Annotated in this window: 10 protein-coding genes; 9 read left to right on the top strand and 1 reads right to left on the bottom strand. The window is 40.5% G+C overall.

All coding sequences use genetic code 11. The features are described from left to right. Window positions 1–21 precede the first annotated feature (21 nt). From R8925_RS07365 to R8925_RS07325, 9 genes are read left to right on the top strand one after another with little or no spacing between them, the layout of a single operon-like run. Window positions 22–1461, top strand: coding sequence for a polysaccharide biosynthesis protein (locus R8925_RS07365; protein WP_430535241.1), 1440 nt, complete (start codon window positions 22–24; stop codon window positions 1459–1461). A 12-nt stretch (window positions 1462–1473) separates the two neighbouring features. Further along, on the top strand, window positions 1474–2646 hold the full coding sequence (locus R8925_RS07360) for a glycosyltransferase family 4 protein (RefSeq protein WP_430535240.1): 1173 nt from the start codon (window positions 1474–1476) through the stop codon (window positions 2644–2646). A gap of 17 nt (window positions 2647–2663) precedes the next feature. After that, window positions 2664–3935 (top strand): nucleotide sugar dehydrogenase, encoded by a 1272-nt coding sequence (locus R8925_RS07355; protein WP_430535239.1) that lies wholly within the window; start codon window positions 2664–2666, stop codon window positions 3933–3935. Between the two features lies 1 nt (window position 3936). Beyond that, window positions 3937–5100, top strand: a complete 1164-nt coding sequence (locus R8925_RS07350; protein ID WP_430535238.1) for a glycosyltransferase family 4 protein — start codon at window positions 3937–3939, stop codon at window positions 5098–5100. A gap of 1 nt (window position 5101) precedes the next feature. Beyond that, window positions 5102–5686: a sugar transferase gene (locus R8925_RS07345; RefSeq protein ID WP_430535237.1), complete on the top strand. Its 585-nt coding sequence runs from the start codon at window positions 5102–5104 to the stop codon at window positions 5684–5686. Then, entirely contained in the window at window positions 5679–6827 is a 1149-nt protein-coding gene (locus R8925_RS07340; protein ID WP_430535236.1) for an aminotransferase class I/II-fold pyridoxal phosphate-dependent enzyme, read from the top strand. The genes R8925_RS07345 and R8925_RS07340 overlap by 8 nt, the downstream gene beginning before the upstream one ends. Window positions 6828–6849: 22 nt before the next feature. Continuing rightward, window positions 6850–8280, top strand: coding sequence for a hypothetical protein (locus R8925_RS07335; protein WP_430535235.1), 1431 nt, complete (start codon window positions 6850–6852; stop codon window positions 8278–8280). Then, window positions 8273–8800, top strand: coding sequence for an acyltransferase (locus R8925_RS07330; protein WP_430535234.1), 528 nt, complete (start codon window positions 8273–8275; stop codon window positions 8798–8800). Before R8925_RS07335 ends, R8925_RS07330 begins: the two co-directional genes overlap by 8 nt. Then, window positions 8797–10680, top strand: coding sequence for a NeuD/PglB/VioB family sugar acetyltransferase (locus R8925_RS07325; RefSeq protein WP_430535233.1), 1884 nt, complete (start codon window positions 8797–8799; stop codon window positions 10678–10680). Before R8925_RS07330 ends, R8925_RS07325 begins: the two co-directional genes overlap by 4 nt. 39 nt (window positions 10681–10719) lie before the next feature. Here the strand turns inward: R8925_RS07325 and gdhA are convergent, their stop codons facing one another. Continuing rightward, window positions 10720–12093: an NADP-specific glutamate dehydrogenase gene (gdhA, locus tag R8925_RS07320; protein ID WP_430535232.1), complete on the bottom strand. Its 1374-nt coding sequence runs from the start codon at window positions 12091–12093 to the stop codon at window positions 10720–10722. Between the last annotated feature and the right edge of the window lie 84 nt (window positions 12094–12177).

Here is a 12177-nt window from a genome sequence, read left to right as displayed (position 1 = left end):
TGATAAGGATGCGTTTATAAAATGGAGCAAATTAATTTTAAACAAATAAAAAATACGTTAATACTTGGTGCAGGCGATACGGGTCATATTATTGCTAAAAAGATTATAACAGAGCAAGAAAAAACATTTCGATTGTTAGGTTTTCTAGATGATTCTCTTGAGAAGCAAGATATGAGTTTTGCGGGTGTTTCTGTCATCGGGACATTATCAGATCTGCCAAAGCTACTAAAACTCTATGATATAAAATTAGTCATTGTTGCCATAACTAGCATGGATAAGGTCATTTTTGACAAAATTGAAGTCATTTGTAAGCAAACAAAAATAGCGCTTAGACGTGTCCCATGCCTCGAAGACTTACTTTTAAAAAATGAGCCGCTCATTGACTTTGCAGATATTCCAGAACAATCTTTGCTGAATCGTGAACCAGTTCAATTAAATGACGCGGATATAAAACGACAATTACATCAGCAAACGGTGCTAATTACAGGTGCAGGAGGATCTATCGGCTCTGAGATATGTCGCCAATTGTTGAAGTATGAACCAAAATCGCTTATATTGCTTGGTCATGGTGAGAATAGTATTTATCTGATTGAACAAGAGTTGCGAGAAATCGCTGGGAATACAACGTTGGTGCCAATTATTGCGGATATTAAAAATCGACAACAAATGCATGAAATCGTGGGAGAATACGCTCCAAATGCGATATTCCACGCGGCGGCACATAAGCACGTGACATTGATGGAGGCCAATCCACATGAAGCAATCAGCAATAACGTGATTGGAACGAGGAACATTAGTGAAGCAGCTGATCGATTTGGCGTACAATCGTTTGTGATGATTTCATCAGATAAAGCAGTAAATCCAACTGGCGTCATGGGCGCTTCTAAACGAATGTGTGAAATGATTATCCAAGAATTCGCACAAAAAAGTGATACTAAATTCTCGGCGGTTCGTTTTGGGAATGTGCTTGGTAGTCGCGGAAGTGTTGTCCCAATGTTCAAAAAACAAATTGCTAAGGGCGGCCCAGTAACCGTAACAGATCCACAAATGACGCGGTTTTTCATGACCATCCCTGAAGCGGCGAGCCTCGTTTTACAAGCTGGTGTTTTCTCACAAGGTGGCGAAATCTTTGTTTTAGATATGGGTGAGGAAGTCAAAATTCTAGATTTAGCAAAAAATATCATCCAGTTATCAGGCTATTCTTTAGATGACATCGAAATTAAATTCACCGGTTTACGTCCAGGCGAAAAACTATATGAAGAATTATTGCTAGAAAATGAACTGGAACCTCAACAAATATTCCCCAAAATCTATATTGGCAAGACTAAGTTTGTGAGTTTTGAAACATTGCACACTATTTTAGAAAATGGTGATTCGTGGACAAAAGCGGAACTGCGAGAAGAAATGTTAGCACTCGCGAATAATAAGCCTGTAACGCAAGAAGAAAATTTGAAAGTCTAGGTGGTGAGTAGTTTGAACTGGTTATTTGCACACGATAATCGATTTTTAGAAGCTGTGGATGGGCAGGTTTATTCGGAAGTTGCCTTCTCGTACAGTAATTGGGAACGCTATGTGAAGCATATAGATCGGCTCACTGTCATCGCTCGTGTGGAACCATTGGGAGATTTGGATACCGAATTTTTAAACCTTTCAAGTGGTGAAGGCGTCACGTTTGAAGGCATGCCAAATCCATATGGAATCCGAGCTTTTACGCCATTTCCACGAGGATACAAAACGATGCTTGCGGCAGTTGAAAAAGCGGATGGCGTCATCGCTCGTTTGCCTTCAGAAATCGGCTATATGGCAGTCAAAGCAGCTCGGAAAACGAATACGCCATACTGTATTGAAGTGGTTGGCGATGCTTATCATGCGATGGCAACATATGGTGATTGGAAAGGGAAGCTATACGCCCCTTTTGCAGAATGGAAGATGAAGCGGAGCGTTAGAAAATCTCAAAGTACACTATATATTACGGATAAACATTTACAAGAACGTTATCCGACGATTGGGCAGAGTGTATCTTGCTCCAATGTAGAACTTCCCAAACTAGCAATGGATACGATTGAGCGACGCCATGAAAGAAATACGAAACCAACAGAGAAATTGATTATCGGCATGAATGGTTCGCTATCTTCGCCTTATAAAGGTTTTGAGACAGCTTTTGAAGCGCTGGCAAGCATTAAGTCAGACTTACCTCCATTTGAGTTTCGAATTTTAGGACGAGGGTCAAAAGAAGCGTGGCTTGGAGTGATAGCTCAGCTTGGATTAGCAGAACATGTTGTTTTTTCCGGAACATTGCCCCACCATAGCGTTTACGAGTGGCTAGATGATATCGATATTTTCTTGATGCCAAGCAAAACGGAAGGGCAAGGAAGGGCGTTAATTGAAGCTTTATCCAGAGGTTGCAGTTGTTTAGGATCGAATGTTGGCGGTATTCCAGAACTCATTACAAAAGAACAATTGCACGAGCCAAATGATGCTGCTGAGCTAGCTGAGAAATTAGCCAAACTTGCAACTAGCCAAGAGCAACGACAACAATATGCTAAGTTAGCCTTTGAACGAGCAGCGACTTTTCAAAGTGAGCGATTACAAGAAATCAGGCACCAATTTTTCCAAGATTTTAAAAGCACCATACACAACAAATGAAATGAGGAATTATAATAATGGCTAGAAAAATTGCAGTCGTAGGTCTAGGCTATGTCGGTTTGCCAGTAGCGGTAGCATTTGGACAAAAGGAAACCGTAGTTGGATTCGATATTAACGAAGCGCGCATCCAAGCACTTCAAAATAATAGTGATACGACAAAAGAAGTAACGACAGAAAATCTGAAAAAAGCAAAGATTGAGTTTACGTCAGATGCAAAAAAATTACAAGAATGCGATTTTATCATTGTAGCTGTACCAACACCGATCACCAACGATAAACAACCGAATTTAGCGCCGTTAATTAGTGTTTCCCAGACTATTGGTGAGAATCTGGCGGAGGGAACGATTGTCGTGTACGAATCTACCGTATACCCAGGTGTGACCGAAGAAGAATGTGTACCAGTCCTCGAAAAATACTCCAAACTAAACGCAGGTCAAGATTTTTATGTAGGCTATTCCCCAGAGCGAATTAACCCCGGCGATAAGAAAAACACCTTTTCCTCTATTAACAAAATTGTATCTGGTCAAACAGAATCGGTAACAGAAATTATTTATGAGACGTACAAGTCTGTGATTCAGGCGGATGTTTATAAAGCAAGCAGCATCAAGGTAGCAGAAGCCGCGAAAGTGATTGAGAATACGCAACGAGATCTAAATATCGCTCTTATGAACGAATTTGCGATGATATTTGACAGGTTAGACATCGATACATCCGAAGTGTTAGCTGCAGCAAAAACAAAATGGAATTTCCTACCCTTTGCGCCAGGTCTTGTCGGTGGGCATTGTATCAGCGTTGATCCGTATTATTTAACACACAAAGCGCAGATGCTGGGCTACGATCCGCATATGATTTTAGCTGGTCGCAGAATTAATGATGGTATGAGTCACTTTATCGTTTCTAGCCTTATCAAAAGAATGATTGCCGCGGATTTGCCAATTAAAAATAGCGTCGTTACGATTTTAGGTGTCACTTTTAAAGAGAATGTTCCTGATATGAGGAACTCCAAAGTGATGGATATTATCGCAGAATTAAAGCAATTTGGTATCAAGGTACAGCTTTCAGATACAGTATTAGCGGCGGAAGGGACGAGGCTTGATGATGAACTGGTACCTTTCGCGGAATTGAAACCAAGTCATGCAGTTATTATGGCGGTACCTCACGCAGAGTACGTTACAGCAGGTTGGGAAACATTAGTTGATTTAGTCGCCCCAAATGGTATTTTCATGGATGTGAAGGGCGCATTAAACAGTTCGGAAAAACCGAGTAACATCGACTACTGGAGATTATAATATGGCCAAATTACTAATGGGAGTGACGTCATCGATTAGCTTGCAATTGCTCCGAGGCCAGTTAGAATACTTTAGCAAACAAGGATATGACATTCATCTAATCTGTTCGCCTAGTGGAGAGATAGACCAGGCGCTACCCGAGAATATCACCGTGCACAACGTACGAATGACGCGGGAAATAGCACTATTTTCTGATTTGTTGTCATTACTCCAAATTATCATGATCTATTTAAAAGTAAGACCAGACATTACTAATGTATCCACACCAAAAGCGAGTTTACTATGCATGATAGCGGCATTTCTAACACGTACGCCGGCAAGAATTTACTCTGTCATTGGACTAAGATTTGAGACTTGCACAGGGAAAAAACGAAAGCTATTACGCTTCATTGAAAAATTAGTATGTAAACTGAGTACGGTATGCATTGCTGTTAGTCCTAGTTTGAAGGAAGTTTTAGTAGAAGAACGGCTAGCACCCCGAGAGAAGATTTGCGTGTTGGGATCAGGGAGTTATAATGGGTTAAATTTAGAGGAGTTCCAATTGGATGAGTCGAAAGTAAGTAGTTTGAAGAAACGATATTTGCCGGATAATCAGGGTAAGGTTATTGGCTATGTAGGACGATTGACGAAAGATAAAGGTATCGATGATTTGGTGGCTACTTTCACGGAACTTTCTATGGAGCAAGAGAATCTTACACTACTTTTAGTTGGTGATTTTGAAGCGGGTGATATGGTTGCACCGCTTACTAAGAAGAGGATAGAGGAGAATCCGCACATTATAAAAACAGGATTTGTTTCAAAAACAGCTTCTTTTTATCGCCTGATGGATGTGTTTATTTTACCGACTTATCGGGAAGGTTTCGGAAATGTCATTCTAGAGGCTGCAGCAGCAAATGTGCCTGTTATTACAACCAATGTGACAGGGGCAAAGGATGCGATTGTTCCAGATGAAACAGGATTACTAATCGACGCGGGCGATATAATTGCTATGAAAAAGACATTGCTGACACTTTTGGAAGATAACGCGTTGGCTGAGAAGCTTAGCAGAAATGGTCACGTGCGAGTTAGTAGAGAATTTAAATCTGAAATTATTTGGCAACAGTTAGAAAGGTTGTATAGCGAATTGGAGGCCGATAAGCAAGATGTATATGAAGTGGAAAAATAAGATGGATCGATGGATAGCGATTGTGATGTTATTGTTGTTAGCGCCATTGTTAATTGTAATCGCCTTACTCGTATGGGTGAAGTTAGACAAGAAAATCTTTTTTGCTCAGGAACGAGTAGGTTTGCATGAAAAAATTTTTAAAATATATAAGTTTAAAACGATGACAGACGAACGGGATGCAGAAGGTCAATTATTACCGGATAATGAACGGCTAAATTCATTCGGAATCGCATTACGAAAGCTCAGCTTGGATGAATTGCCACAATTAATTAATGTTATTAAAGGAGATATGAATTTTATTGGACCGCGACCGCTGTTAAAGGAATATCTCGCTTATTATACAGAAGAAGAGAAGAAGCGACACAATACTAAACCTGGCCTTAGCGGTTGGGCACAAGTAAACGGGCGCAATAGCATCAGCTGGCAGGAGAAGTTCCAATTAGATATCTTTTATGTCGAAAATCAGTCGCTTAAGCTAGATATGTTCATCTATAAAAAAACGGTTTTGAAAGTAATTCGCCGAGAAAATGTGAATACATCAGATCAAGTGACAATGGAAAGGTTGGACGAGATTAAACATGCTTAAAAAAAAGAAAATGATTCCTTTAGCGGTACCTCATATGAGTGGAATGGAAGAGGCATACATTCAGAAAGCTTTTCAGGAGAATTGGATAGCACCGTTAGGCTCCAATGTAGATCAATTTGAAGCGAGCTTGGCTGCCTATAATCAAGTTTCAGATGCAGCGGTCGTTTCATCTGGAACAGCAGCGATTCACCTAGCGTTAGAACTTTTGGGAATTAGAGCAGGAGATACGGTATTTTGTTCGACATTCACTTTTGTTGCGAGCATTAATCCAGCACTGTATCTCGGCGCTAAGCCAGTATTTATTGACTCTGAGGAAGAAACGTGGTGTATGTCTCCATATGCCTTACAAAAAGCGTTAGAAGATGCAAAAGCTAAGAACCAGTTACCAAAAGCTATCATCGTGGTACACATTTACGGACAATCTGCGAAAATGGATGAAATTATCGCTTTGGCAGATGAATACGGTATTCCGGTAGTAGAAGATGCGGCAGAAGCACTTGGTAGCACGTATCAACAGGCTCCACTTGGAACATTCGGTGACTTTGGAATCTTTTCTTTTAATGGTAACAAAATCATTACAACATCTGGTGGTGGCGCACTAGTAGCTAAACAACCAGAAAAGATTAAGAAAACGCGTTTTTTAGCAAGTCAGTCGAAAGAAGAGGCGCCGTACTATTTGCATCATCAAGTGGGTTACAATTATCGCTTGAGTAATGTACTCGCAGGTATTGGTATCGCTCAAATGGAAGTTTTGGATGAGCGGGTAGCAAAAAAGCAAGCTATCTTTGCAGCATATAAAGAGGGCTTTAAAGATATTCCTAGTGTGACAATGATGCCTGAATTAGAGGAAGCAAAGGGAAATCGATGGCTTTCAGCAATGACATTTTGCGATGAAGCTGTTAAAAAAACACCAAACGATATAATGGAAGCTTTAAAGGAACAAGGGATTGATAGTCGATTATTATGGAAGCCAATGCATAAGCAGCCACTTTTTCAAGATGCTCCTTTTTATGCGCATGAGACGGGTGATGTAGCAAGTAAACTATTCCAGACGGGACTATGTTTGCCATCCAGTACGCAGATGACGCAAGAGGAACAGGACTATGTAATGGACGCGGTAAAAACAATCATCAGCAAATAATGTGAAGGATGTATGACTCAATATGCCAATAAAAATTCCGAAACAATTCTATACGATAGCGCTAAACTTTATCATGCTAGGTATCGGTGGTTTTGTCACCTTTTATGTAGCGAACTATGCCAATGCCAGTGGTTACGACCAATTATTTTTATTACCTTTGACGTATACCATCTGTTTCCTAATCTTATTTTCAAGGGTATTATTCCGGCGATTTCAAGTATTTATTATTGTTTTTACCGGGATTGGGTTTGCCAGATTTGTACTGCTACCTTACTTTATTGTATTTAATGATTATTACGGAGGCAGATCACCGGAACCGCCACTTGCTGGATCGATGGAAACAGCGATTTATCTCATGGTGTATGAGTTGGTTATCGTGACGATTGTTATTGGGATTTTGGATTATTTACAAAATAAAAAGTACCGGCCGAGAGATAAGAAACAGCCATTTGACGGGACGAAAAGCTATTTTGGCTATATGATATTTACTGCGGTTGCTTTGCTAGCTGCGGTAGGAATACCTGGCGTTATTTCATCGATTAGCTTCTTTATTCCGAAGCCTGATTTAGTGGATGTAATGGAAGGCAGTAATGTGATGGTCATGCTTGGTGGTTATATGTTTATTTTAGCGAAACAGCTCCTCTTTATTATTGTTCTGTGGTGGGCATATAAGAAACATAAAGCAACAAGCCAGTTACTTTATGTCTGGATTGCGATAGGTGCGCTCTTTGTTAACATCGGAATTTTTATTGGTACGAACCGTTCGGATATTGTACTCGTTACGATTGTTAGTTTAGTTACGTTTCGATTGTTGTTCCCTAAGTATTTCAAAATGGTTGTATTCCTTGTTATTGGGATGCTTGTTGGAATTCTTATCATCATGAGTACAGTGCGAAATATTGCTTCGATATCAGGTGGTACGAGTGGTATTACCGATTTTACGGATAATTTACAAGTGTATTTTGGTGGGCCGTACAATGTGGCGATGGCACTTGAAACAAAATTGATTTATCCAGAGGCGCAACATTGGAGTGTATTATTTTTCGATATTTTCCGACCAATGATTGGGGTCAATATGTTGGTGAAGGACTTGCCGTTTGAGTATTCGAATATTTTCTTTAATCAGCGTTACTTTTATTCGGATCACGCGACGCAAATTTTGCCAATGATTGGCCAAGGGAACTTGTTTTTTGGATATCTTTTGTCACCATTACTATCTGTGCTAGTCGTATGTCTCGCTTATTTTATCCAATCCAAAATTGATCAGACACGTTCTATTGAGATGTTCTACTTCCTGACGTTAGTTTGTACGCGGATGGGCATGTTGATGGGGCAGAACACGATGAATATTATCAATGATCTTAGCTATAACTTGGCGCTATTTTTAATCGTATACTACGTGAATCGAAAAATTGTTTACAAGAAACGTCTAGGAGATGTTCACTATGAATAAGAAAAAATTGTTTTTCCGATATGTGTTACCAATACATTGCATCCAATTGATTACTGCCTTGATGCCAAATACGGATGTTACGACTAAAATTCGTGGTCGATGGATGCGCCCTTTTTTCAAGGAATGCGGCGCTAATTTCAGAATTGGATCACGGGTTATTATTAACCGGCCAGACTTGATTAGTATTGGAGATGATGTGTACATTGCGCATCAGTGTTATTTGAATGGTACAGGTGGTTTGAAGATTGAACGGAATGTATCGGTGGGCCCGATGTGCGTCATTGTGACATCGAAACATGTCTATCAAGATGGTGCGGTTTCGATGGAGTCTAATGCGGCGGGTGTCGTTATTGGAAAAGGTTCATGGCTAGCGAGTCATGCCGTTATTAATGCTGGCGTTACGGTGGCAGAAGGGACGACTGTTGGAGCGAACGCTGTTGTGACGAAGAATTTTGAACCACATACGATTATTGGTGGAGTACCAGCTCGAGTTATTCGCGCGCAGGAAATGTCTCTATGAGTTTTGCTACACAAATGTTTAATAACGCATTCTTCCTGACTTTTGTGAAAAAAGGGTTCGTTGTTCTTAATGGAATTATCAGTCTGATGCTGGTGGCGAGATATTTTGGACCTGCAATGCGCGGGGAATATATGTTTATCGTCAATGTTGTAATTGTAGGGACAACGATTCTTAACTTGGGTATCTCACTTATTTATCCGCATTTTAGAAAGCAAGATAAGCGTGCCAAAAATCTCTTTGTAAGTTACTCTTTTCTTCAATTTTTTCTGTATTTGATTATTTCTTTGCTTATTATGGTGATTACGAAAAATGTGATTTTAGGTATAAGTGCTTTGCTGATTAGTGTGAATGTGTTGAATTTACAAGTGACACAAATTAATTTAGTGGAAAATTTGAAGCAGCAGTCCATGATTATTATTATTTCATCGCTCATAAATACGAGCTTGATTACCCTTGCTTTTTTCCTGACGAGTGAAAATTTGTATCTGATTTTGATTATTTTCGGATTGAAGAGCTACGTATCGATGTTTTTTTCTTTAGTGTCATTGTGGGATAAGGATTTTAAGTTTACAATTGTTCCGGTTAAATATAAGAAGATGACAATGCTAGCCTTTCTCCCGTTATTGACCTCTTTCTTGATCGCGATTAATTATCAGGCAGATATTATTATTTTGAAAGTGATGTCTGTGGATTTTTATCATATTGGGTTGTATAGTACAGGCGTTGCGCTTGCGGAGTATTCGTGGATGATTCCGGATATTTTTAAAGAGGTTATGTTCCATCATAATGCGCGTAAGGATGACGTGAAGCGAATGACATTTTCGATTCGACTAGGTTTCACAGCGGTTGTTCTTGTTGCAGTGCTGGTTATTGCATTTGGAAAACCAATATTGGGGTTATTATTTGGGCCCGATTTTGTGGCAGCATATCCGATTGTAGTCTTCATGTTTTTGGCAGTTCCTTTTATGGTCTATACGAAAATTATTGGAACATTGTTTTCAGCTAACGGTGGGTGGCGTTTTTACTTCATTACATTGCTTATTAGTGTATTATTAAATATCGGCTTAAATGTAGCGCTAATTCCATTCTTTCATATTTATGGTTCTGCATTTGCTTCGGTTATCTCCTATGCCTTTTGTGGGATGACAATGGTGCTTTGGTTTAAACGGAAATATCGTGTGCCGTTTCGCGATGTATTGTTTGTGAGATGGGCGGATCTGCAGAAGGTGGCGCCATTTTTGTTTAGAAAAAAATCATCGGTGGAATCCCTTGTTATTATTGGTGACGGAGGTCATAGTAAAATTGTTCAGAATATCGTTCGGGAAAGTGGAACCTACCAATTGACGGAGGTATGGGACGATAAGTATCATGAACCTATGATGCGAGAAGGGATTGTGTATACATCATTGGATGAAAGCTTGCATGGTTTGACGCAAATGAATAACGATGTGGTCTTTTTTGTAGCAATTGGTGATAATGAAATTCGGAAAAAAATCGCCAGAACTTTGGCTTTGGCTGGAAAAAGATTTGCAGTGATTATTCATCCGACTGCTTTTGTAGAAGCAACTGTAAGAATCGATGAGGGCAGTTTAGTGATGGCAGGGGCAATTGTTCAGGCACATACGACGCTTGGTAAACATGTGATTGTAAACAGTGGCGCTACCGTGGAACATGATATTTCAGTTGGCAATTTTGTTCATTTTGCTCCTGGAAGCGTTGTGACAGGCGGATGTACTGTGGCAGATAGTGTGTTGATTGGTGCTGGGAGTGTTGTGGTGCCAAATCTAAGCATTGGGGAGAACGTCGTTGTAGGTGCGGGAAGTACGTTAACACGTAATATTGAGTCGACACTAGAATACAGTAGAAAAAAGACCGAATAGTGAGGGAATCACCCCATCATTATACGGTCTTTTTGGTGTTTAGATAATACCTTCTGTCAACATACTATCAGCAACTTTTAAGAAGCCGGCAATGTTGGAACCAACGACTAGGTTTCCAGAGGCATCGTAAGCAGATGCTGTGGCGCTAGCGTTTTTGTAGATATTTTTCATGATAGATTTCAGGTGAGAATCAACTTCTTCAAAAGTCCAGCTCATGCGGATGCTGTTTTGAGCCATTTCTAAAGCTGATACGGCAACACCGCCAGCATTTGCAGCTTTAGCAGGTCCGAATAAGACGTTGTTCTCTTGGAATATAGCAACGGCATCGAGTGTGGATGGCATGTTCGCGCCTTCTGCTACTGCAATAACACCATTCTTTACGAGTGTTGCGGCTTGATCTGCATTGATTTCATTTTGTGTTGCGCAAGGCAGAGCGATATCGGCAGGTAGTGACCAAATATCTCCGTCTGCTACAAAGGTGGCACTTGGATGGTGCGTTGTATATTCGCTGATACGTTTACGCTCTTGTTCTTTTAATTGTTTCACGGTTGCGACATTGATACCGTTCTCGTCTAGGATATAGCCACTTGAATCGCTACATGCAATGACTGTCGCGCCAAGCTCATGGGCTTTTTCGATAGCATAAATCGCGACGTTACCTGAACCAGAAACGATGACTTTCTTGCCTTTTAGAGAATCATTTTTGTCTTGTAGCATTTCTTGTGTGAAGTAAACGACGCCGTAACCTGTTGCTTCGGTACGCGTTAAGCTTCCACCGTAGTTCAGACCTTTACCAGTTAGCGTGCCGGCATCAAAGGCGTTTAAGCGCTTGTATTGGCCGAAAAGGAAGCCGATTTCGCGAGCGCCGACACCGATGTCCCCGGCTGGTACGTCTGTATTTGGACCGATATATTTCTGTAATTCGGACATGAAGCTTTGGCAGAAGCGCATAACTTCATTATCTGATTTACCTTTAGGATCAAAATCGGAACCACCTTTACCGCCACCGATTGGCAAGCCAGTCAAGGAGTTTTTGAAAATTTGCTCGAATCCAAGAAATTTGACGATGCTGCCGTTTACAGATGGATGGAAACGAAGTCCGCCTTTATATGGACCGATAGCGCTATTGAATTGTACGCGGAAACCACGGTTGACTTGGACATTGCCGTTATCGTCTACCCAAGGGACACGGAATGTGATAAGTCGTTCTGGCTCGGTCAATCTTTCTAGAATTCCAGCTGCCTCATATTTCGGCTCTTTCGCTAAAACAGGGACTAAGGATTGTAAAAACTCTTCTACTGCTTGGTGAAATTCATCTTCGGAAGGATTGCGTTTTTTGATTGTTTCAAAGATACGCGCCGTGTAGTCTTCGGCAGCCTCGACTTCTTTTGACACTGTTGTTGGTTGTACCATATTGAATCGCTCCTCGTGGTTTAATTTTAAGTGAGAATAAACGTATCATTGAATGGGATATAATTGCCTGCGTTTGTTCTTATT

Source organism: Listeria rocourtiae subsp. hofi (assembly GCF_963575615.1).
GTDB classification, from domain to species: Bacteria; Bacillota; Bacilli; order Lactobacillales; family Listeriaceae; genus Listeria_A; species Listeria_A hofi.
The sequence above is the reverse complement of the archived record's forward strand: the minus strand, read 5'-3'. Positions and strand labels throughout refer to the sequence as shown.